Below are 22,289 nucleotides of genomic sequence, written 5' to 3'. Positions count from 1 at the left end.
CCGCGCCTCAAACGCCGGCGAGGCTGAAGTGGCCCGGCGAGGCTGGAATGGCCCGGCGAGGCTGAAGTGGCCCGGCGCACCCGGAAGGTGGCCGGTGAGGGTTACCAGCCCTGTAGGGGTGGGGAGACGCCGCTCGGCGGTGCGGCCCAGGGGCGCGTCAGTGAGGCCCACACCACAAAGGCCACCGCGGCAGCGAAGAGCACCGCCCAGCCGAACCGGCGCAGCGCCCGCCGCCGCCGCAGGAGCCGGTCGCCCCGGGCCGCCGCGCCCGCCGCCAGCCCGGCCGGCACCACCGGGTACGGCCCCTCCAGCAGGTGCCTGATCTGGGCTTCCTTCCGGTCCGGAACCCCGCTCACGCCGCCTCCCGGGACCGCAGCGCCGCCACGGCCCGGTTGCACAGCACCCGTACCCGCTCGACCGGCATTCCCAGCTGCGCCGCCGTGACCTCCTCCGCGACCCCTTCGTAGAGCCGCAGGACGAGTACGAGCCGCTCCGGCGGGCTCAGCCGCGCCAGCACCCCCGCGCCGCCGTGATGGCGCCAGCCGGTCCGGGCGAAGGCGGCGCACAGCTCCTGGCGGGTGTAGTCGTACGGATCGTCCGCGCGCAGCCGCCGCCAGTTCGCGTACGTCCGGGCCAGCGCGCCCGCCAGTAGCCGGCGGGCCGATTCCGGTTCGCCGGTGAGCAGTACGGCGACATGCAGGAGCCGCCCTGCCGCGCCCGCGACGAAGGCTTCGAACTCCGCGTAGGAGCCCGCCTGTTGATCAACCACCCGCATAGTCCACATAGTGCGGGCAGCGGGGCGGCCCAGGTCAAGAGGACGGACGGACTCCGCTCAGGAAGCGGGACCTGCTTCGGCCACGGCCGCCATGAGCTCCGACAGCGACAGGTTGAAGCGCGTCAGCAGCCCGGTGAAGGATTCGCGCTCGCCCTCGCTCCAGCCCTCGGTCACCCGGGCCATCAGCTCGCGCCGCGAGGAACGGACCTCCTCCAGCCGGGACAGCCCCCGCGGGGACAGTGCGAGCACCACGGCCCGGCCGTCCTCGGGGTGCGAGGTCCGCTTGACCAGACCGCTGTCGACCAGCGGCGCGACCTGCCGGGTCACCGTGGAGGAGTCGATCCCCATGCCGCCGGCGAGCGCCTTGACGCCCATCGGGCCCTCCAGGTCGAGCCGGTTCAGCAGCAGGTAGGCGGCACGGTCCATCGAGTTGCGGGCCTGGCCCACACCGCCCAGACGGGTCTGCTCGGCACGGCGGGCGAAGACCGCCACCTGGTGCTGGAGCGCGTCGAGGAGACCGGCTCCGGCGGGCGCCTCGAGCGCCGTGGGCAGATCGGAATTGGCCGGGATGGAAGGCATGGCCGTGGGCTCTCTTCGCGTGGGTCCGACAAGGTTGGGGGACAGAGTACGCGGCCGTGCGGCGGCCCGTACGCCTCGTACGAGAACTGATACCGCCGGTTCGCGGACCGGCTGCGCGCGCGTCCCGGATGGCGAGATATCGCCCCTGGCGCCGCCGGCCCGCACCCCTCGCGCCCGCTGCGCGTCGCGCACGCCGCGTCCGCGCGGCGGCCCTTCCGCCGCCTCGAGCCGGGCCCCGCCCGGGCTGCGAGACTGGCGGCATGAACTACCGCGTGCCCCAGCCCGTTCCGCAGGTCATCCTCGACGACGTCCGGGGGGCTCAGAAGATGCTCTCCGGCGTCTCCCGGGTCACCGCGATGGAGGGCAGCCGGCACCTCTCCGCCCTCACCGGCTCGCCGGTCCACCTCAAGTGCGAGAACCTCCAGCGCACCGGCTCCTTCAAGCTCCGCGGCGCCTACGTACGCATCGCCGGCCTGCGCCCCGAGCAGCGGGCCGCCGGTGTCGTCGCCGCCAGCGCGGGCAACCACGCCCAGGGCGTGGCCCTGGCCTCCTCCCTCCTCGGGGTCCGCTCCACCGTGTTCATGCCGGTCGGGGCGCCGCTGCCGAAGGTGGCCGCGACCCAGGAGTACGGCGCCGAGGTGCGCATGCACGGGCAGGTCGTCGACGAGACCCTCGCTGCCGCCCAGGAGTACGCGGACCGCACCGGCGCGGTGTTCATCCACCCCTTCGACCACCGCGACATCATCGCCGGGCAGGGCACGGTCGGCCTGGAGATCCTGGAGCAGTGCCCGGAGGTGCGGACCATCCTCGTCGGGATCGGCGGTGGCGGGCTCGCGGCCGGGGTCGCGGTCGCCGTGAAGGCGCTGCGCCCGGACGTCCGGATCATCGGCGTGCAGGCCGCGGGCGCGGCGGCGTACCCGCCCTCGCTCAAGGTCGGGCACCCCGTCTCGATCGACGACCCGATCACGATGGCCGACGGAATCAAGGTCGGCCGCCCCGGCGACGTCCCCTTCAAAATCATCGGCGAGCTCCTGGACGACGTGCGCACGGTCTCCGAGGACGCCCTCTCCAGCGCTCTGCTGCTGTGCCTGGAGCGGGCCAAGCTGGTGGTCGAACCGGCAGGGTGCAGCACGGTCGCGGCCCTGCTCAGCGAGCCCGAACTGTACGGCGGCGGCCCGGTGGTGGCCGTCCTGTCCGGCGGGAACGTCGACCCGCTGCTGCTCCAGCGGATCCTGCGCCACGGCATGGCGGCGGCGGGCCGGTACCTGTCCCTGCGACTGCGCGTGGCCGACCGGCCCGGGGCGCTGGCCGGGCTCCTGGCGGTGTTGTCAGTGGTGGATGCGAACGTGTTGGACGTGAGCCATGTGCGGACGGACCCGCGGCTGGGGCTCACGGAGGTGGAGGTGGAGCTGCACCTGGAGACGAAGGGCCCGGAGCACTGCGCGGAAGTCGCGCGTTCCCTGCACGGCGCCGGATACAAGGTGATGAGCCAGTAGCCGGAGAAAGCCCGAGCCCCTGACCGCGGACCGCACCCGATCGGCCGAGCAGGACGTGTCCGCCGCCCATAGGATTTGCCTAGGAATGCCTTGAATATTCTGATTCCAATGGCCTGATCCACTGGGAGAATCCATATGCCAGGCGCTATCTACGCCGAAGGTCTGGTCAAGACCTTCGGCGACGTACGGGCTCTGGACGGCGTGGACCTCGACGTCCCCGAAGGCACCGTCCTGGGCCTGCTCGGCCCGAACGGCGCGGGCAAGACCACGACCGTACGCGTCCTGACCACCCTCCTCCGGCCCGACAGCGGCAAGGCCGTCGTCGCCGGCATCGACGTGCTGCGGCATCCCGACGAAGTCCGCCGCTCCATCGGCCTGTCCGGCCAGTTCGCGGCCGTGGACGAGTACCTGACCGGCCGTGAGAACCTCCGGATGGTCGGCCAGCTCTACCAGATGAAGGCCAAAGCGGCGAAGGTCCGGGCCGAGGAACTCCTCGAACGCTTCAACCTCGGCGACGCCGCCGACCGCACGGCCAAGACGTACTCCGGCGGCATGCGCAGGCGCCTCGACCTCGCGGCCGCCCTCGTCGTCAGCCCGCCCGTGATGTTCATGGACGAACCGACCACCGGCCTCGACCCCCGCAACCGCCTGCAACTGTGGGGAATCATCCAGGAACTGGTCGCCGCCGGCACCACCCTGCTCCTCACCACCCAGTACCTGGAGGAGGCCGACCACCTCGCGCACGACATCTGCGTGGTCGACCACGGCAAGGTCATCGCCCGCGGCACCTCCGACCAGCTCAAGGCGCGCACCGGCGGCGAGCGTGTGGAGGTCGTCGTCCACGAGCGGGACCGCATCACCACCGCGCGCGAGGTGCTCGCCGGCTTCGGCAAGGGCGAGACCACGGTCGAGAAGCACACCCGCAAGCTGACCGTGCCCGTGTCGGGCGGTGCCAAGCTGCTCGCCGAGGTCATCCGCGAACTGGACGGCCGGGGCATCGAGATCGACGACATCGGGCTGCGCCGCCCCACCCTCGACGACGTGTTCATCTCCCTGACCGGTCACGCGGCCGAACGGCGGGCGGAGGAGCGCGCCGAAGCGGCGGCCGGCCCCGAGGTCAAGGGCCGCAAGGCGGCCCGGAAGGAGGCGGCGAAGTGAGCGGCCTGAGCGACTCCCTGGTCATTGCCCGCAGGAACTTGATTCGGATGTCCAGAATTCCCGAGATGATCCTGTTTGGCGTGATCCAGCCAGTCATGTTCGTGGTGCTGTTCAGCTTCGTCTTCGGCGGCTCCATGACCGTCGGGGGCACGACGGACCCCGTCGTCTACCGCGAGTTCCTGATGGCCGGCATCTTCGCCCAGACCGTCACCTTCGCCACGGCCGGCGCGGGCGCCGGCATCGCGGACGACATGCACAAGGGCCTGATCGACCGCTTCAGGTCCCTACCGATGGCCCGCGGCGCCGTCCTGACCGGCCGCACGCTGGCGGACCTGGTGCAGACCGCCCTCACCGTGGTCGTCCTTACGATCGTCGCCCTCCTCGTCGGCTGGCGCATCCACGAAGGCGTCCCGAAGGCGCTGGGGGCCTTCGGCCTGCTGCTCCTCCTCGGCTACGCCTTCTCCTGGATCGGTGCCCTGATCGGCCTCTCGGTCCGCACGCCGGAGGCGGCGACCTCGGGCGGCCTGATCTGGCTCTTCCCGGTCACCTTCATCTCGATCGCGTTCGTGGACTCCGCCCAGATGGCGTCCTGGCTCCAGCCCATCGCCGAATGGAACCCGTTCAGCGCGACCGTGCAGGCGTGCCGCGTCCTGTTCGGCAACCCGGGTGTCTCGACGTCCGAGGCCTGGCCGATGCAGCACCCGGTCTGGGCCTCGATCCTCTGGTCGGTTCTGATCGTCGTGGTCTTCCGGACGCTGTCGGTACGGAAGTACCGCCGCGCAGATGGTTGATGCCCTGACTTCCGATGGAGCCCCCACCCGAAGGTGGGGGCTTCTTCATGCCCGCTGACGCTGGCTCCAGGCCTCAGTGGCCCGGGAGGACGTTCTCCGGGGTGTCGAGCCATGCCCTCTGGGTGTCAGGCCCTACGGTGAGACCGAAGTGGTCGAACCCCGGTCGGCCATGGCTGAACCACCACTGAAACGCCACCTCGGTCTCTTCCCAGAGATCGCGGGGACCGGACTGGACCACCTCGTACTCGTCGGCCCCCGGGACGTAGTCGACGGAGGCCCATGACTGCGTGTCCGTGCTGTACGTCCAGAGCGTGTAGGCGCCGCCCTCATACCGCTCGGCACGCCAGAACGCCCCGGGAACCATGAGCCCGATCACGAACTGCTCCACCCAACCACCGATCTCAGTGGGGGAGAGGGCGCTGGAGCTCCGCCTGCCGTCCGCAGGCCACTCCTGGCCCTTGAGGTAGGCGTCAAACGGTGGGCGCGCCGTGCGCTGCTGCCTGAGGCGCATGAACGCGGAGGAGCGGGTGAAGGGGCCGCTCGCGGTCCCGCCCTCGCCGACGGTCAGACGGACGACGTGCTCGCCGCCGTAGTCAGTGCCCCAGGGGGCGACAATCACGCCACCAGGTACCGTCTGCTCGATCCACGTCTGTGGCACCTCACCGATGGAGCAGGTAGCGATCACCCGGTCGTACGGCGCACCGCCGCTGTACCCGAGCCTGCCGTCCCCGACGATGACGAGGGGACTGAGGCCGGCGCGGCGCAGGTTCTCTCCCGCGCCCTTGGCCACCGCTTCGTCGTACTCGATGCTCACGACGTTCTCACCGCCGAGGCGATGTGCGAGCAGCCCAGCGTTCCAGCCTGTGCCAGTGCCGATCTCAAGGGTGCGGTGGCCCTCGCGGACGTCGAGGTCGGCGAGCATCGAGAAGACCATGCGAGGCATCGAGTTGGAGCTGGTGGGGGTGGTGCCGAGGCCGTCGCCCACGTGCTTGCCGTCGTCCCACTGAGTCGTCAGGGGGATGTCCGAGTACACGCACTTGAACCACGCTTCGGGGTCCTTCTCGCGGTCCACGAGCTCGGTCTGGCGGGTGCCGTCCGCGATGCCGGGCCACACCCGGGCAGGTACGAACGACTCTCGGGGTACCGCCTTGAAGGTCGGCAGCCAGTCGGATGTCAGGGCGCCCGTCTCAACGAGCGCGGAGGCGAGCCCGTTCAGGCCCGCCTCCTCTGCGCGAATGGTCACTGTGCCTGCTTACTTGGCCGGGCCGGAGCCGTCGCTGGTGTTGCCGCCCTCGTCGGAGCCGCCCCCGCCGTGCTTGGCGCCGCTGTCGCTGTCGTCCTGCTGGCTGCCGCCCTGGCCGGAGCCGGTGCCGCCGCCGTGCTGGCCGCCGTCGGCGAACGAGAGGTAGAACTCCATGGTCGATGCTCCCCTGAGTAGGTTCAATGCCGCATGTCGGTACTGCTGCCTGCCCTGTGGGACAGGTGTCCTTCCCGCCCCTGCCGAGTCCCTTGGCCGTGCCGCGACCGGGTAGGAGGGTGTCCTGGCAGGGGCGGAGTCTGTGGGCGGCCTGCTTTGGGCCGGGGTGCGCTGGTAAGGCCGGTAGACGCGAATGGTGCGTTCGGCCACGCAGACGGCCCCGTTGCCGAGGATCATCGTTCGGGGCCTCGGGGCTGGGGCGGGGCAGAGAGACCATCACGGGGGCGCCTACGCCGCCGCCGGGCATTCCCTGCTGCGCGAACTCGTTACGTGTGGCTTCCATGATTTGCCCCTCGCCGCCGTTTCCGTTCGGTGAGTGCGATCGTCCCGCTACGGAACGTGTCGGCCCAGTGTGATGCGTAGTGTGAAGTGCAGCCCAGGTGCCTACTGTTGGCGACTTTCAGCCGGTTGGAAGGCACCATGAGGGGCGCCGGCGAGTGGCAAGGTGGGCGTATGGACCTTGGGGAACTGATCAAGAGCCTGCGCACGGCCCAATCCATGTCACAGGGCCAGTTGGCGAAGAAGATCAACGAGGTGTACGGGACGACGCTGTCCCGCGAGTACGTGAGCAATTGGGAGCGCGGCAAGATCACGCCGGGCCCCTTCTACCTGACCGCTCTCTCCGCAGTCTTGGACGTACCCCTCGCAGTCCTAGAAGGTGAAGTGGAACGACGCGCTTTTATGACGGACATCGTGGGGGCGGCCATTGCTCCCACGGTCGCCTCCGACCTCCTCTCCAAGGGCTTCGCCGCGCGCCTCAAGGGCGGGCCGGCTGCGGACGAGTGGGAGGCCAAGCTGGGCACTTACGGGACCGAGTACATGTCCATGGGCGCGGCCGACATTCAACGCCGCGTGTCCGGCGAGCTGGTCGTCGTGCAGCAACAGCTCGACGACCCGCGACTCTGGTCGGTCGCGTCGCGATTGATGACCTTGTATGCCAAAACGTTTCCGGGCTCGGATGGCGCGAAGGCAGTGCATTGGTACCTGATGGCTGCGCGGGCGGCCGACAGGTCGGATGACGCCTCGGCGCAGGTGTGGGTGCGCGGTCGCGCAGCAATCGCGCTGGGCTACGAGGGGGCCTCGCTGGGCGTTGCCGATGTCCTGGCGGATCAGGCCCTTGAGATCTCTGATCGGCCGTCTCTGGGGCTGCTGAATGCCGTCTACGGCAAGGCCCACGCGGCAGCCATCCGGGGTGACAGGGCCACAGCCCTGGACCTCGACACGAAGGGACGCCTGATCTTCGACAAGGCCGGATCGCACGAGCAGACCAGCGACTACGCAGTTCCGTACTGGCGATTGAACGTCTTCCGTTCTCTCCTTCTCGCCCGCCTGGGTGACGAGAAGGCGGCAGTGGCTGCGCAGGACCAAGCAGCGCGAGAACTGCCCGAGAGCCTGCCGAGATTCGCCACACACCTGGAGATGCACAAGGGGCTGATGCTCGCCCGAGCCGGGGACCGTGCCGGCGGCGCTGCATTTGCGCGGAGGGCCCTGGATGCGCTCCCGCCCGAGAAGCACAGCCTGACCCTGCGGATGCTCATGGACGAGATCGAGCGTTGACCCAACGACAAAAAGACCCCCCAGCCATCAGGCCAGGGGGTCTTGGTCATGCCGTCACCGGACCGGGCAGGCGCCGGTCGCGCAATCCTCGTCCGTGCCGTCCTGGACGGACGTCAGTTCGTAGGAGTCGAACTCTTCCTCGGTGATCCGCTCGTACGGGGCCTGGGCTCGCGTGCCGTCAGGCATCAGGGTCGTGCCCTTCAGCTCCGGCAGCCAGCTCTCGATCATCTTGGCCGCGGTTTCGACCGTGTACTTACACTCGGGGAAGTTGACGGTGAACGAGACCGCGTTGTCGGCGTACTCCGTCTGGTACATGGCCGGGAAGGCGAGCATCGAGAAGAGGTCGATCTCGTCCGCGGACTGAACGACCGCGGCGTCGTAGCCCGGGCGTCTCGCAGTCCGACGCCTGGCCGATGGTCCACCCGGTCTGGGCCTCGCTGATCTGATCGTCCTGATCGTCCTGGTCTTCCGCACCCTCGCGGTCCGCAAGTACCGCGGCGCGGACGGCTGAGAGGACGGCGGAGGCGGAACGCAGATGCCCGGCCGGTGGAGACCGGCCGGGCATCCGGCGTGCGGGTCGGGCAGGATTCGGTGACCGAGGGTGATCAGCCGGTAAAGGGCTTGACGTCCAGGATCTTGACCGAGGCCTTCTTGCCGTTCGGCAGCTCGTATTCGGCGTCCTCGCCGATCGCCTTGCCCATCACACCGCTGCCCAGCGGGGACTGGGGGGAGTACGTCTCGAAGTCCGAGGACGCGTACTCGCGCGAGGCCAGCAGGAACTCCATGGTGTCGTCCTCGTCGCCGTCGAAGGCGATCTTTACGAGCGTGCCCGGGGCCACCACGCCGTCGGACGCCGGCGCGGTGCCGACCTTGGCGTTCTCCAGGAGCTGCGTGAGCTGGCGGACCCGGAGCTCCTGCTTGCCCTGCTCCTCCTTGGCCGCGTGGTAGCCACCGTTCTCACGCAGGTCGCCCTCCTCGCGGGCTGCTGCGATCTTCGTGGCGATCTCCGTGCGGGCGGGACCAGAGAGGTAGTCCAGCTCCGCCTTCAGCTGGTCGTACGCCGCCTGGGTCAGCCAGGTGACGCTTTCGCTCGTCTGGGTCACGGGTGCTCCTCGTCGGTACAGGGGACTACTGGCCGCCAGCGGCGGACGAAACCACGAGCCTAACAATTCGGGAAGAAAAGGGGGAGGACCCCAGAGGCTCATTGCCTCGTGGGGCGCGTCTTCAATCCTCTTCGCGCCTCAGTGGGCGGAAGCCGCCGGCTGGCAGCCGACCAGCTCGACCATGGTGGCCCGCGTGGTGGTCTTCAGGGTGACGACCTCGTCCACCCGCGACACGGGCTTGGCGAAGGTGAAGTCCGCGCGGCCCACCTCGCCGTGCCCCTCGTCCTGGGAACTCAGGGAGCAGACCCCGGTGACCGAGGAGTCCTTGCGGACCTCCAGGTGCACCTTCACCTCGGTGTCCGAAATCACCTGGAATTTGATCACCTCGGCGCTCACGCTCTGGCCCGCGATGTAGTCCCAGCCGATCCAGCCGATCACACCCAGTAGCGCGACACCCAGCACCGATCCGATGATCTTGAGCTTCCGGTCCGTACGCTCGTCCGCCGACCGGCCGTACCGGCCCTCGGTCAGTCCCTCGCGCACCGCGCTCATGATCGTTCCTCTCGCCGGGGACGGCTTGGTCACCCCTGGAATTTTCCGCCCCCCAGTTCGGTCACTATAGGAGCTGAGTGTCGCGCCGAATCGCAGAGGATCCTGTTTTGACCGAGCAGCTTCGACTGATGGCCGTCCACGCCCACCCCGACGACGAGTCGAGCAAGGGCGCGGCCACCATGGCCAAGTACGTGTCCGAGGGGATCCCCGTGCTGGTCGTCACCTGCACCGGTGGCGAGCGCGGCTCGATCCTGAACCCCAAGCTCCAGGGCGACAAGTACATCGAGGAGAACATCCACGAGGTCCGCGCCAGGGAGATGGACGAGGCACGCGACATCCTCGGCATCGAGCAGGAATGGCTCGGCTACGTCGACTCCGGCCTCCCCGAGGGCGACCCGCTGCCCCCGCTGCCCGAGGGCTGCTTCGCGCTCGCGGACGTCGACGAGGCCGCCGGCGAGCTGGTGAAGAAGATCCGCGCCTTCAAGCCGCAGGTCGTCACCACCTACGACGAGAACGGGGGCTACCCGCACCCCGACCACATCATGACCCACAAGATCTCCGTGGCGGCCTTCGAGGGCGCGGCCGACACCGAGAAGTACCCGGAGAGCGAATACGGCCCGGCCTACCAGCCGCAGAAGCTCTACTACAACCAGGGCTTCAACAAGCCGCGCACCATCGCCCTCCACGAGGCGCTGCTCGCGCGCGGCCTGGAGTCCCCCTACGGGGAGTGGCTGGAGCGGTGGAAGGAGTTCGAGCGCAAGGAGCGGACCCTGACCACCCACGTGCCCTGCGCCGACTTCTTCGAGATCCGTGACAAGGCGCTCATCGCGCACGCCACGCAGATCGACCCGGACGGCGGCTGGTTCCGCGTCCCGATGGACATCCAGAAGGAGGTCTGGCCCACCGAGGAGTACGAGCTGGCGAAGTCGCTCGTCGACACTTCCCTCCCCGAGTCCGACCTCTTCGCGGGCATCCGGGAGAATGCGTAGCTATGAGCGCTACGCAGGCAGCACTGACCCAGCTCCTCCCGCTGGCGGGTGACACCTTCGACAAGAACAAGGTGACGCCCGGCCTCCTCGGCTTCGTCGTGTTCGCGGCCCTCGCCATCGGCGTGTGGGCCCTGATGAAGTCGATGAACCGGCACATGGGCCGGGTGGACTTCCAGGAGGCCCCGGAGCCCGCCGCGCCGGCCGCCCCCGGCGCGGACGGCACCCGGGCCCCGTAGGGCCGAAGACCGCCGCGTGCGTGCGCCGCCCGGCCGGGAAACCCGGTGGGGCGGCCATTTCCGCACGGCATGATCACCGCGTCACCGCCCACCCGCGCGACTTCGAGCCCGCCTCCGCAGCTGCGCGGCGTGCGGGCGCGCGGGTGGAAGACGTGCGCACCGCCGGACGGCCGGCCCGGACCGCGTGACGCACCCGGCGACGGGCGCCGCGTCCCGCCGCGCTCCCGCGCCCCGCCGCGTCCCGGCCATGCGCCCGCGCCGCGCGTCCCCGCCGCGCGTCCCCGCCAGGCGCCCGTGTCGGGCGGCGTTCCGCCTGGTCAGGCCCGCGGGACCCCCATCACCTCCCGCGCATGCAGGTTCGGAACCAGCCCGAGCCGCCACGCCTGCCAGCCCTCCGCCGGATCCACGCCGCGGCCGAGGATCACCCCGTACGTCTCCAGGCAGTCCTCCAGCCGGCCGTCCCGCGCCGGATGCGGCGCCTCCGCCAGCCGCCCCAGCTCCGCCCGGGCCTCCTCCGGCGCCGCCGGTACCGCGTACGGCAGCATCGTGCACCGCAGGAACCGCGCCCAGTCCTCCCCGCGCCGGTCCCCGTACGAGATGAACAGCCGCACGGCCTCCTCGCACAGACCCAGCGCCTGCGACAGCCGCCCGTTGCCCGCGTCGATCACCGCCAGCTCCAGGCAGGTCCACGCCTCGCCGTGGGCCAGCCCGATCCGCCGGAAATCCGCCCGCGCGTCCACCAGCAGCTGCCGGGCGAAGCCGGAGTTCCGCAGGTTCCCCGTCTGCGCCGCCCGCTGGTCCCGCGTCACACGGCCCGAATGGTGGCGGGCGTACGCCAGCCCGTACACGTCCCGCATCCGCGAGAACATCGTCCGGGCCCGCTCCAGCTCCCGAACCGCCTCGTCGCGCCCGCCGCCCTCCTCCAGCGCCTGCCCGAGGTAGTACTGCGTCCAGGCCTCGCCGCGCGCGTCCTCCGCCTCCCGGTGCCGGGCCAGCGCCTCCCGCAGCCCGTCCACCGCCGGCCCCGGATCCCCGTCCACCACCCGGGCCCGGCCCAGCTGCGTCAGCGCCCAGGCCTCACCGCGGTCGTCGCGGGTGCGCCCGTACAGCTCCAGCGCCAGCCGCAGCTCCGCCTCCGCCGGCTCCACGTCCCCGAACCGCAGGTGCACCTGACCCAGCTGGAAATGCGCCCACGCCTCCCCGTGCACGCTCTCGCTCTCCCGGTGCAGCGCCAGCGAGGTCTCCAGCAGCCGCGCCGCCTCCGCCAGGTGCGCCCGGTCCCGCTCCACCGCCGCCAGGGCGTGCAGACCCCACGCCCGGTCACCCGCCAGCTCCGCCGGCTCCTGCAGCACCAGAGCCTCCCGGATCCGGACCGCCGCCTCCGGAAGATTGCCCTGGTGGTGCAGGGTGATGCCGAGCGAGACCAGGGCCATCGCCGCCCCCGCCTCCTGATCGGCCTCCATGTACTGGTCGACCACCGAGGCCAGCGTGGTGCGGGCCTTGTCCAGCTCGCCCAGCTGGCGCGCCGCGATACCCGTACGCCACTGCACCGAACGCACCAGCCGACCCTGCTGCCCCGGCAGCCCCTTCTGGCCCGCTGCCACCGCCTGCGTCAGCTCGTCGATCTCACCCAGCCGGTACAGGTCCCCGCGCAGCAGGCAGAAGTCGCACAGGGCACCCAGCAGATCGAGCACCGCCTGCTGGTCCACCCCCTCCGAATGCCGCAGCGCCGCCGTGATGAAGCTCGACTCGTCGTCCAGCCAGCGCAACGCCGCATCCAGCGAGGTGAAACCGTGCCCCCCGAACTGGCCCGCCCGCGTCGACATCTTCCCGTCGACCATCCGGATCACCGAGTCCGCGAGCTGCGCGTAGTTACGGATCAGCCGCTCGTGCGCCGCCGCGGCCTGCGCCCGGTCATCCTCGTCCCGGGCCGCCTCCCCGTCCCCACCCCCGTCCACGTGCACGTCCCGGTCAGCGGCCGACCGCGCCGCCGCGTACGAACGCACCGCGTCGTGCATCCGGAAGCGCTGGCCGCGCACCCGCTCGATCAGTCCCGCCTCCCACAGCTCCTCCAGCGTGCGCAGCGCCGCCGCCTCCGGTACGTCGGCCAGCGCGGCCGCCGCCGCACCGCCCAGCGACGCCCGCCCGGCCAGCGGCAACCGTCGCAGCAGTTGCCGGGCCGGCCCCGCCAGCCGGGCGTCGGCCGCGCGCAGCGCCGCCTCCACCGGATGCGCCGCCACCGCAGCGCCGCCCACCAGGGCCCGGCCCTCACCCGCCAGCGGAGCCAGCATCCGCAGCGCGAGCGGGAGCCCACCGCTCAGCTCCACCACCGCGGCCACGTCCTCCTCCGCCACACCCGCCCCCGGCGCAGGGAGCAGCTCCGCCGCCTCCTGCGGAGCCAACCGCTCCACCGGCAGCTGGTACACCCACGCCGCCAGATCGGCCGACAGCTCCAACGGCTCCCGCGCCGTCACCAGCACCAGGCTCTCGGAACGCTCCGGCACCAGCAGGTGCACCTGCGCCGCGTCCACCGCATCGTCCAGCAGCACCGTCACGGGCAACCCGCGCAGGTGCTGGTGGTACAGCTCACCGAGGCGACGCACCTGCTGCTCCGCCGACGCTCCCTCACGGAACAGCAACTGCTCGCGGGGCGCCCCCAACCGGTTCATCAGGTGCAGCAGCGCCTCACGCGTCGCCAGCGGCGCCTCCCCTGACGCCTTCCCGGCCGAACCGCCCCGCAGGTCCACCACGCACGCGCCCCGGAACTGGTCCCGCAGCGCGTGCGCAGCCCGCAGTGCCAGCGTCGTACGCCCCACGCCCGGCTCCCCGTGCAGCACCACCACCACCGGCCGGGTCTCCGTACTCGCCCGGGCCGCCTGCACCCACTGCGCGATCCGCGTCAGCTCGGACCGCCGCCCCGCGAACACCTCGGCCGGCGCCGGCAACTGCCCGAAGGAATGCTCCAGGGCACTGCGCCGCCGCGCCTCCGCGCTGCGGTCCGTACCGCGCAACTGCGGAGCGGGCCGCGGCGCCGGCCGCGCGACGGGCCGCGCGGCACGCGCCGCCGCGGCCACCGCACGCTGCTGCTCCAGGAACGGGCGTACCCCGCGCACCTCCAGCGCCGACAGCCACTGCAGCTTCAACTGTTCGGGGCCGCCCGGCCGGCCCAGCTCGCCGGCCCGCCGGTTCGCGGCCGGCAGGTGCAGCGCGGTCACCTTCGCCACCGTCGCCACCGCCCCCGCGATCCCCACCACGGCCCCCGCCGTCAGTGCCGTACCGGCCGCGACACCCAGCGACAGGTCCGCGCCCACGGCCGTGGCCGCCGCCACCGCCGTCACCAGCAGAGCCGTGGAAGTGTTCCCCCGCCGGAAGGACTCGCCGAGCGACTGCTCCCCGGCCGCCGCCTCGTCCAGAGCCCGCACGTACGCCTCGTACTCGGGCGCCGCACTCGCGGCGAGCGCGTCCAGCGCCTCCCGGCCCCGCGCCAGCAGCGCCGCCCGGTCGACACCGGCACCCGCCGCCCCGTCCACGGCCCGCTCCAACAGCCGCTCGGCCTCACCGCGATGGCTGTCCCGCATCGGCATCCCCCTCAGAGAGCTCCGGCAACGTGCCCCAAGTGTCCTGCGGGACCCGGCCAAGTGCGAGTGAATCTGAGCTAGTTCAGAGGGAACTGCTCACTTCCTCCTACAGTCGGGTCGGAAGACACCAACATGTTTGAACGGGCGGGGATATGACGAAGCGCAGGTCACACGGGACGCCGATCACGGCCCTGTGCGCGACGGCACTGCTGGCGGTGGTGGCCGGATGTGAGGCACCCGGGCCGGCCCGGGGATTCGTACCGCGTTACGAGGAGCCGGCCGCGGCCGACCACGACAGCGCCGGCTTCCTGAAGCAGCGCCGGCTCGTCGAGCTCGTCACCGCCGACCTCAACGCCTACCTCGACGTCCCCCACCGGATCACGGTCGTCGCCCGCTCCTGCGCGGGCGAAGGCAGTGGCTACGACCCCGGGACCCGCCGGATCGAGCTCTGCTACGACGACCTGGCGGAGGACCGGAAACTCTTCGAGGGCGCCGGCCGCCGGCCGGCGGACGAACCCCTCGCCGAGGTCGTCCGTGAAACCCTCCACCACGAGGCGGGCCACGCCCTCATCGACGCCCTCGACCTCCCGGTCCGCGACCAGGGCCGCGCCGAGGAGGACGCGGCCGACCGCTTCGCCCAGCTGATGCTCCTGCGCACCCCGGAAGGCGACCGCACCCTGCTGACCGCCGCCCGCGCCTACGACCTCGCGGCTGCCGCCGACCCGATCCCGGATCCGGACGACGAACACGCCCCGGACCAGGCCCGCGCGGAATCCCACCGCTGCGCGGCCTACGGCGCGGCCCCCGCCCGCCACCCGGACCTCGCGACACCCGCCCGCGCGCACTGCGCCGCCACCTGGACCACCACCCGCGACCACTGGACCGCCGACCTGACCCTGCTACTGCGGTGAGCCCGCGCCTCGTCGGGCCCAGCTACCGCTCCGCATAGCGCAGGAACTGCCAGCCCAGTACGGCCAGAGCAAGCGTCTGCGCGAGGGAGACGATGACAAGTAGGGTCTGGGCGGCGGGAGAGCACCAGAACGCGGTCAAGCAGAGCATCGGCAGGGCCAGGTACGTCAACAGATCCACAGCTGTCTGGAGTCGCTTGCGCGTGGTGCGGCTCGCATCGTCGCGATGGTAGATCTCCCAGCCGAACACCGTGCCGTGGGCGGCGGTGAGCTCGCCCAGCCGCGGTCCCAGCTGGTCGCGGATGTAGCAGCCGATCGACGAGATCTTCTCGTCGTTGACGAGGTAGGTCCAGCCCAGAACCAGGCAGATCACGGGGACGGCGAGCAGCAGTTGAGGTTGCCCGCTCTGGACGGTGATCGCCACGGCCGCGGTGGCTGCGGCGAGTGTGAAGTAGAGCAGGTTGTCACGGAAGCCTATCCGGGTCTTCTGCTCCTCCTTGATGCAGTCGTACTCGGCCAGCAGGAGTGTGCTCTCGGTGACGTCGTCTGTGGTGGCCACGGCCAATTCCTAAGCTCGGGTCGAGGCTGGGCTGACGAGTGGGCGGGCAGGGCTCCGGCACTCCGACCCCTGCCCGCCCCCGGAGGCCCGGAGCACTCAATCGGCAGTATGGAAGGACGGCAGGTTGTTGGGGTTGTTTCGCTCGATCCAACCCTTTCCGTCCGCCGCGATTCCTTCCAGGAGGCGGAAGGTATGAATGAAACCAGCCGCGCTGAGGTTGATCTCAGCGATTTCCTGGGAACTTTCATCCGGCGCCAGTTGATGAGCATCGGCGTCCTTGACGCGAATGTTCCTGGCCGGCCCGTTGGTGAGGATGAGTTCCAGATCGTAGCCGGTGTGGGAGTTTTCTGTTACTTGCACGGAGGACAACGCCTCGAACCGGTAGTTGCTGCGCTGCTCGTTTCCGCGCTTCGCGTCAGTGAAATCGATTTCCGAGCTGATTTCGCGAACGCCATCCTGGGTGACCAGGAACAGGCGGAAGCTGTAGCGCGAGTACCGCCAAGGACCGCGCCTCGCGCGCCCCCGCTTGTAGGGGCGTGCGGGTGTCAGCAGGATGGTGTGGGTGATCAGGTCGCGCCAGGTGAGCTGGTAGTGCCGAAGCGCTTCATCGATGAACAGTGTCTTGTCGCAGGTGAGCCAGGTCTCCATTTCCAGCTCACTGGGTCGCGTGGTGTCCAGGAACGACTTCCAGTTCCCGTAAGCGACCTGTCGTGCGGTCAGCCGCTCGTGGTATTCCTGGGTTTCCCTGACGAGTCGATGCTCTTCACGCCGGACCTCCAACCATGAGGAAGTAGCCTCGCGCCCGGACCAGACCACACCGACTGCGGCCAAGACGGTCAGCAGCACCCCCGATCCGTCGATACCCGACAGCGCTGTCCCGAACACGGACAGAGCCGTGATGCCGAGAGCGATGAGGGCGACCACGGACAGGGCCTTCGCCATCGCCGGAGTCTGGTTCCGGCGTTGATCGAACAGGATGCCGCTGTTGTGGCGGTCTCGGGCGTCCTCGGCTAGGTGGCGGATCAACCAGTTGACCCGGTCCACGCCGATTCGATTCTCTCGGTAAAGGAGCGCAATCTCGGCGGCGAGGGCGTTGCGGACGTGGACGGTGTACCCGAGCCATTCGTGCGGGGCGAATCCGTGGGGCGCACGGATGGCGAAATAGTGATCGAACGAGTGACGGACGCGGTCGGTGAACCCGTCCCCGGTTGGGGCGGGATCGCGCATGTGCGGGACGTGGGGCTCGGTTGTGGTGTTCGGTTGGCGGTCCTGGTACCACCACTGACGGCCGAAATGAGTCGCAGCCAGACCCGCGCCGAGCACCACCAGCAACTCGATGACCGCCTCAGCGGGATCTGCGACCAGCGCCGTGACCCAGAGGATTGTGCTGCTGATGACGAACAGGCCTGCTCGGACCGGGAAGGCCGCCTGGGCGGCGGCAGCGGTGCTCGGGCGGGGCGGCAGGGCTCGTGGCCCGATGGGGTCGGGCTCGAAATAGGCCCAGATCCGGTGGACCCGGTCGTTGCCGAAGCGATCTGCCTCCGCCAGCTCGCGACTCTCCGCCCACAGGCTGTCCTTCAGCCCTCCGGTGAGTACGAGGTCGAGGTGGCGGAGGATCGCCTCGCGCTGGTGAGGCGACAGGGCTCGCAACCGTTCCAGTACGAGCTCCGTGTCGCCGTCCGCGGTGCTGAGCATCGCCAGCAGTTCGAACGTGATGCGCAGGGCGTCCTTCCACTCTCCCTCTTCGTAGCTCGGTACGAGCCGGGAGGCGCGGTGCATCCGCTGGATCTCTTCGGCGTTGAGGTCGTGGTAGGCGCGCGTACTGAGCATGGCGAGCACCCAATGGAAACGGACCTCTGCGTTGTCGTGTCCGTGGACGATCGCATCAGTGATCGTTTCGCGAGCGCGGCTGGGGATGCCGTCCTCCAGGAGCCGCACACCTACCCGGTACTTCTCCTGGGGAGAGGCGTCCGGATGGACGAAGTTGACAGTGGAGTTGTGCACGGTCTCGGCCTGGAAGCCGACGGTGGAGTCGTATGCCGCGTTGTGCGTGCCACTGCTGCTGCCGTTCATGCCGAGCCACCCGCGGCAACGACGAGGGGTGCCAGCTTGGCCACCAGCGCGGGGCACTCTGCGATCAGGCCACGTAACCTCTTGAGCGTCATGACCGCCCGCTTGGAAGATTCTGGAGTGTCGTCCCGTGCCGCCCGGCGGGCAGAGTCCAGATCGGTCAGCGCCTCCCGGCAGGTGTCGTCGTCAAGAGCGCCCTCGGCGTGGTGCCGCATCAGGTGCAGGCGAAAGCCGTCCAGTTCCGCGACCAGGTCCTTCGGGCTGTTCACCTTAGGGTCCGTGTTCATGTAGACGTTGCTGTCCTTGACGGAACCGGCCATGATGCCCACGGTGCTGCCATGTGCGGTGTTGCTGACGCGCTCGTCGAGTCGGTCGGCCGAAGGGACCCTGTCTTTTCCGGACATGGCGGTCTGCTCCTGTTCCCCCATTAATTCCACGGCCAGCCGTGTGGCGAATGCTGCCGCGTTCGCTGCGGCCCGCGGCTGCCAGCTACGGTCCGTCCCGCTGTGCTTCGTGCCGTCCGCCCGGTCACTGATTCCCCGGATAATCGCCACCGGCGCCCCGTTGAGATGTCCGGCCTGTGCCACACCGGCGGCTTCCATCTCGATCGCAAGGGCGTCGTTGTAGTGCTGCCGGATCCACCGCGCCTCGGCCGAGATCTTCGAGTTCTGTACGACCTCGCCGGCGGCGATCGCACCGAAGCGCACCTGCGGGGCTTGACCACGTCCGGGCGTGTCGTCGGCCCAATCGTTCACACGAGCGAGGTGCGAGCCGAGCTGACTGATGGCGTGCGGAGCCTCCCATACCCGGGGGCGGGCCTTGAGCCCGTCGTCCTCGCTGGTCCCGCCGTGGTAGGCATACACGTGTGTCGCCATCACCACGTCGCCCAGCCTGGCGGTTTCCCAGAGGGCGCCGGCGACGCCGACGAACAGCACGGCCACCGGCGAGAACTCCTGGATCGCGCGCTCAGCGATCACGGCGGCGGAATGATTTCCCTTGTTTGTCAGCGCGAGCGCAACACGGCATGAGGTGCCCTGCACGGTTCCTACCTCGAACCGCGTCCCACGCTCATGACGGTGTAACTGTGGACCGGTCATCTTCTGGCGCACGGCCTGATATTCGAGATTGAGGGCGGTAAGAATCACCACCAGGTCTTGCGGCATCTATTGCTCTTCCCCTCTTGTCGTCTCTTCTGTCGTGGAGGGCGCAGGTCGGATCAGCGGTGGGAACAACACGGTCTGCGGTCCGGCCTTGTACAGTCGCGCGGGCCGTCCTCCCGTGTCCCTGCGGCCCGATCCGGCGGGGACGATGAATCCCTTCGCGGCTTGGACCTTTCGGTAGAAATTGCGGGTGTCGAGTTCGGTGCCCCAAACCGCCTCGTACACCTGCTGCAACTCTGCTATGGAGAACGTTTCTCTGCAGAACGCTGTGGCCAGTGCCGAGAATTCGAGTTTGGTGCGTGCCTGTTCGATCCCATCCGTCGCGATCCGGTGATGGTCGAAGGCGAGTTCCACTCCGCCGGACAGGACGGATTCCGCGGGAACCCATGCGGCGTCGGTCGCATCCGTGCCTGCAACCGGATCTGGGAGTCCCGGCGCGATCGCCAAGTGGGCCACGGAAACGACCCGGCCTCGAGGATCGCGCCCCGAGTCCCCGTAGGTAGCCATCTGTTCGAGATGTACTCGGCCGGAAGTCAGGGCGGTCTCCTCACTCAGCTCGCGGTGGGCGGCGTCCAGGATCTCCTCACCGTCGTGATTCAGGAATCCGCCAGGCAGGGCCAGCATGCCGCGAAAGGGATCTTCGCCCCGCTCTACGAGGAGAACGCACAGGCGGCCCTCGCGCAGCGTCAGGATCACGAGATCGACCGTCAACAACACGGAAGTTGGTGACCATGAGTCAGCTTGCATGCCTTGTACGGTACTTGAGTTACTGTCATTTGCACAAGAAGGGTGCCGGAGCAGCCTCCGACGCCGCACCGCGAAGGTGTTCCGGGTGGTCAACGCGTCGGCCGCTCTGGAGTCGACACGGTTCGATCGTGGTCCGCTGCTTCGATGTGACCCTGAAGTGGGACGCCGTCGGCGTCGCTGGGAGGGGCCCGCTGCTGGGCCGGTCCGGCCGGAACGAGGCGGGCCACGTACATGTCCTGTTGGAGCCGGCCCGCGCGCACCGCCCGCAGCCCCGTCCGGGCCGTTGTGCCGCAGCCGGGCAACGGTCCCCGTGCGGCAGGATGGGCCCATGCCGAACCGCCTCGCGAACGAGACCTCTCCCTACCTGCTCCAGCACGCCGACAACCCGGTCGACTGGTGGCCCTGGTCGCCCGAGGCCTTTGCGGAGGCGCGCGAGCGCGGGGTGCCCGTGCACCTCAGCGTCGGCTATTCGAGCTGCCACTGGTGTCATGTGCTCGCGGGCGAGAGCTTCGAGGACGAACTGACCGCCGCCTACATGAACGAACACTTCGTCAACATCAAGGTGGACCGCGAGGAGCGCCCCGACGTCGACGCCGTCTACATGGAGGCCGTACAGGCCGCCACAGGGCAGGGCGGCTGGCCCATGACGGTCTTCATGACCGCCGACGCCGAGCCCTTCTACTTCGGGACGTACTTCCCGCCCGAGCCCCGGCAGGGGATGCCCTCCTTCATGCAGGTGCTCGAAGGGGTGCGGACCGCCTGGGTGGGGCGGCCCGAGGAGGTCGCCGAGGTCGCGCAGCGGATCGTACGGGACCTGGCCGGGCGGGAGTTGGACTACGGCAAGGCCGGGACTCCCGGGCCCGAGGAGCTCGCGCAGGCGCTGCTCGGGCTGACGCGCGAATACGACGCCCCGCGGGGCGGATTCGGCGGGGCGCCGAAGTTCCCGCCGTCCATGGTGCTGGAGTTCCTGCTGCGCCACCACGGCCGCACCGGCTCCGAGGGCGCGCTGCAGATGGCGGCCGACACGTGCGAGGCGATGGCCCGCGGCGGGATCTACGACCAGCTCGGCGGCGGGTTCGCGCGGTACTCCGTGGACCGGGAGTGGGTGGTTCCGCACTTCGAGAAGATGCTCTACGACAACGCGCTGCTCTGCCGCGTGTACGCGCACCTGTGGCGGGCCACCGGCTCCGATCTCGCGCGGCGCATCGCGCTGGAGACCGCCGATTTCATGGTCCGGGAGCTGCGCACCGAACAGGGTGGCTTCGCGTCCGCGCTCGACGCCGACAGCGAGGATCCGGCGACCGGCGAGCACGTCGAAGGGGCCTACTACGCCTGGACGCCCGACGGGTTGCGCGAGGTGCTGGGGGAGGCCGACGGGGAGTCGGCCGCCGCGTACTTCGGGGTGACCGAGGAGGGGACCTTCGAGCACGGGAAGTCCGTGCTGCAGCTGCCCCAGGACGGGCCCGTGGTGGACGCGGAGCGGATCGCCGGCATCAAGGCGCGGCTGCTGGCAGCGCGGGCGGAGCGGCCCGCGCCCGGGCGGGACGACAAGGTCGTCGCCGCGTGGAACGGGCTGGCGATCGCCGCGCTCGCCGAGTGCGGGGCGTACTTCGACCGGCCCGACCTGGTGGAGCGGGCGACCGAGGCGGCCGATCTGCTGGTGCGCGTGCACATGGACGGTCGCGCCCGGCTGTCGCGGACCAGCAAGGACGGCCGGGTCGGCGCCAACGACGGGGTGCTGGAGGACTACGGCGACGTGGCGGAGGGCTTCCTCGCGCTGGCGTCGGTGACGGGCGAGGGCGTCTGGCTGGAGTTCGCCGGGTTCCTCGTCGACCTGGTCCTGGACCGGTTCACGGCCGAGGACGGGTCGCTGTACGACACGGCGCACGACGCGGAGAAGCTCATCCGCCGGCCGCAGGATCCGACGGACACGGCCGCCCCGTCGGGGTGGACGGCCGCTGCGGGCGCGTTGCTCTCGTACGCGGCGCACACCGGGTCGCAGGCCCACCGTACGGCGGCGGAGCGGGCCCTCGGCGTGGTGGCTGCGCTCGGGCCGCGCGTGCCGCGGTTCATCGGGCACGGGCTCTCGGTGGCCGAGGCGCTGCTGGACGGGCCCCGGGAGGTGGCGGTCGTCGGCCATCCGGAGGATCCGGCGCTGGCGCTGCTGCACCGGACCGCTTTGCTGGGGACGGCTCCCGGCGCGGTGGTGGCGGCCGGTCTGCCGCGTACGGCGGACGGCGGTGGCGGGGAGTTCCCCCTTCTTGCCGAGCGCACACTCGTGCACGACCTTCCGACGGCGTATGTGTGTCGACATTTCGTCTGCGCGCGGCCTACGACAGATCCGGTCGAGCTGGCGGAGCAGTTGGGAACGGTTCGCCCCTGAAAGGGTCGGAGTGCCGTCAATTCCGGTTGCAGGCGCATGAGTTGGGAAACGTGCTTTTTATTTTCGATGCAGCTGAGTGTCATGTTCACTGCCTAATCTCGTAGCTCCGGACGTCACCGGGACGACGCACTGGGGGGTGCGTGCGAGGGGGGAAGCGGGGCGACGGCGGGC

At 70.1% G+C, this 22,289-nt stretch carries 21 protein-coding genes and 1 pseudogene; 9 read left to right on the top strand and 13 right to left on the bottom strand.

Annotation, left to right across the window (positions count from 1 at the left end; all coding sequences use genetic code 11):
- Positions 1-101 precede the first annotated feature (101 nt).
- The 3 genes from IE257_RS19270 to IE257_RS19260 form a co-directional block, all read right to left on the bottom strand.
- Positions 102-356, bottom strand: coding sequence for a hypothetical protein (locus IE257_RS19270; RefSeq protein WP_189970289.1), 255 nt, complete (start codon positions 354-356; stop codon positions 102-104).
- Positions 353-769: a sigma factor-like helix-turn-helix DNA-binding protein gene (locus IE257_RS19265; RefSeq protein ID WP_229920515.1), complete on the bottom strand. Its 417-nt coding sequence runs from the start codon at positions 767-769 to the stop codon at positions 353-355. Before IE257_RS19265 ends, IE257_RS19270 begins: the two co-directional genes overlap by 4 nt.
- A gap of 63 nt (positions 770-832) precedes the next feature.
- A complete protein-coding gene (locus IE257_RS19260) occupies positions 833-1,354 on the bottom strand; it encodes a MarR family winged helix-turn-helix transcriptional regulator (RefSeq protein ID WP_189970285.1) in 522 nt (173 codons plus the stop codon).
- A gap of 260 nt (positions 1,355-1,614) precedes the next feature.
- On the opposite strand from IE257_RS19260, the gene ilvA reads away from it, so the two are divergent.
- The 3 genes from ilvA (at position 1,615) to IE257_RS19245 (ending at position 4,799) form a co-directional block, all read left to right on the top strand.
- Positions 1,615-2,850: a threonine ammonia-lyase gene (gene ilvA, locus IE257_RS19255; RefSeq protein WP_189970283.1), complete on the top strand. Its 1,236-nt coding sequence runs from the start codon at positions 1,615-1,617 to the stop codon at positions 2,848-2,850.
- 135 nt (positions 2,851-2,985) lie between these two features.
- A complete protein-coding gene (locus IE257_RS19250; protein WP_189970281.1) occupies positions 2,986-4,008 on the top strand; it encodes an ATP-binding cassette domain-containing protein in 1,023 nt (340 codons plus the stop codon).
- Positions 4,005-4,799, top strand: a complete 795-nt coding sequence (locus IE257_RS19245; protein ID WP_268251419.1) for an ABC transporter permease — start codon at positions 4,005-4,007, stop codon at positions 4,797-4,799. The genes IE257_RS19250 and IE257_RS19245 overlap by 4 nt, the downstream gene beginning before the upstream one ends.
- 73 nt (positions 4,800-4,872) lie before the next feature.
- Here the strand turns inward: IE257_RS19245 and IE257_RS19240 are convergent, their stop codons facing one another.
- A complete protein-coding gene (locus tag IE257_RS19240; RefSeq protein WP_189970279.1) occupies positions 4,873-6,042 on the bottom strand; it encodes a methyltransferase domain-containing protein in 1,170 nt (389 codons plus the stop codon).
- 9 nt (positions 6,043-6,051) lie between these two features.
- Positions 6,052-6,216, bottom strand: coding sequence for a hypothetical protein (locus IE257_RS19235; RefSeq protein ID WP_189970277.1), 165 nt, complete (start codon positions 6,214-6,216; stop codon positions 6,052-6,054).
- A gap of 513 nt (positions 6,217-6,729) precedes the next feature.
- On the opposite strand from IE257_RS19235, the gene IE257_RS19230 reads away from it, so the two are divergent.
- Entirely contained in the window at positions 6,730-7,833 is a 1,104-nt protein-coding gene (locus IE257_RS19230) for a helix-turn-helix domain-containing protein (protein WP_189970275.1), read from the top strand.
- A 54-nt stretch (positions 7,834-7,887) separates the two neighbouring features.
- On the opposite strand, the gene IE257_RS19225 is transcribed toward IE257_RS19230, so the two are convergent.
- Positions 7,888-8,148 carry a hypothetical protein gene (locus IE257_RS19225; RefSeq protein WP_189970273.1) on the bottom strand — a complete coding sequence of 87 codons (261 nt, stop codon included), beginning with the start codon at positions 8,146-8,148 and terminating at the stop codon, positions 7,888-7,890.
- 65 nt (positions 8,149-8,213) lie between these two features.
- On the opposite strand from IE257_RS19225, the pseudogene IE257_RS38490 reads away from it, so the two are divergent.
- A pseudogene (locus IE257_RS38490) lies at positions 8,214-8,344 on the top strand (ABC transporter permease); the annotation flags it as partial.
- Between the two features lie 94 nt (positions 8,345-8,438).
- Here the strand turns inward: IE257_RS38490 and greA are convergent.
- On the bottom strand, positions 8,439-8,936 hold the full coding sequence (greA, locus tag IE257_RS19220) for a transcription elongation factor GreA (RefSeq protein WP_030765152.1): 498 nt from the start codon (positions 8,934-8,936) through the stop codon (positions 8,439-8,441).
- Positions 8,937-9,074: 138 nt separating this feature from the next.
- Positions 9,075-9,488: a DUF4307 domain-containing protein gene (locus IE257_RS19215; protein WP_189970271.1), complete on the bottom strand. Its 414-nt coding sequence runs from the start codon at positions 9,486-9,488 to the stop codon at positions 9,075-9,077.
- A gap of 107 nt (positions 9,489-9,595) precedes the next feature.
- Here IE257_RS19215 and mca point away from each other — a divergent pair, with 107 nt between their 5' ends.
- Positions 9,596-10,477, top strand: coding sequence for a mycothiol conjugate amidase Mca (gene mca / locus IE257_RS19210; protein ID WP_189970269.1), 882 nt, complete (start codon positions 9,596-9,598; stop codon positions 10,475-10,477).
- 2 nt (positions 10,478-10,479) lie between these two features.
- Positions 10,480-10,713 carry a hypothetical protein gene (locus tag IE257_RS19205; protein ID WP_052873284.1) on the top strand — a complete coding sequence of 78 codons (234 nt, stop codon included), beginning with the start codon at positions 10,480-10,482 and terminating at the stop codon, positions 10,711-10,713.
- Positions 10,714-11,030: 317 nt separating this feature from the next.
- On the opposite strand, the gene IE257_RS19200 is transcribed toward IE257_RS19205, so the two are convergent.
- Complete coding sequence (locus IE257_RS19200; RefSeq protein ID WP_189970268.1) at positions 11,031-14,291, bottom strand: tetratricopeptide repeat protein; 3,261 nt, start codon at positions 14,289-14,291, stop codon at positions 11,031-11,033.
- 152 nt (positions 14,292-14,443) lie between these two features.
- Between IE257_RS19200 and IE257_RS19195 the strand changes: the two genes are divergently transcribed.
- Positions 14,444-15,202, top strand: coding sequence for a DUF4344 domain-containing metallopeptidase (locus tag IE257_RS19195; protein ID WP_189970266.1), 759 nt, complete (start codon positions 14,444-14,446; stop codon positions 15,200-15,202).
- 22 nt (positions 15,203-15,224) lie between these two features.
- On the opposite strand, the gene IE257_RS19190 is transcribed toward IE257_RS19195, so the two are convergent.
- The 4 genes from IE257_RS19190 to IE257_RS19175 all read right to left on the bottom strand — a co-directional run bounded on the left by IE257_RS19190 (position 15,225) and on the right by IE257_RS19175 (position 19,735).
- Entirely contained in the window at positions 15,225-15,758 is a 534-nt protein-coding gene (locus IE257_RS19190; protein WP_372453180.1) for a hypothetical protein, read from the bottom strand.
- A 96-nt stretch (positions 15,759-15,854) separates the two neighbouring features.
- A complete protein-coding gene (locus IE257_RS19185) occupies positions 15,855-17,831 on the bottom strand; it encodes a hypothetical protein (RefSeq protein ID WP_189970262.1) in 1,977 nt (658 codons plus the stop codon).
- Complete coding sequence (locus tag IE257_RS19180) at positions 17,828-18,991, bottom strand: 5'-methylthioadenosine/S-adenosylhomocysteine nucleosidase family protein (protein WP_189970260.1); 1,164 nt, start codon at positions 18,989-18,991, stop codon at positions 17,828-17,830. Before IE257_RS19180 ends, IE257_RS19185 begins: the two co-directional genes overlap by 4 nt.
- A complete protein-coding gene (locus tag IE257_RS19175) occupies positions 18,992-19,735 on the bottom strand; it encodes an NUDIX hydrolase (protein ID WP_189970259.1) in 744 nt (247 codons plus the stop codon).
- A 328-nt stretch (positions 19,736-20,063) separates the two neighbouring features.
- On the opposite strand from IE257_RS19175, the gene IE257_RS19170 reads away from it, so the two are divergent.
- Entirely contained in the window at positions 20,064-22,118 is a 2,055-nt protein-coding gene (locus IE257_RS19170; RefSeq protein ID WP_189970256.1) for a thioredoxin domain-containing protein, read from the top strand.
- The last annotated feature ends 171 nt before the right edge of the window (positions 22,119-22,289 follow it).

The organism is Streptomyces avidinii (assembly GCF_014650695.1).
Lineage (GTDB): Bacteria > Actinomycetota > Actinomycetes > Streptomycetales > Streptomycetaceae > Streptomyces > Streptomyces avidinii.
The sequence above is the reverse complement of the archived record's forward strand: the minus strand, read 5'-3'. Positions and strand labels throughout refer to the sequence as shown.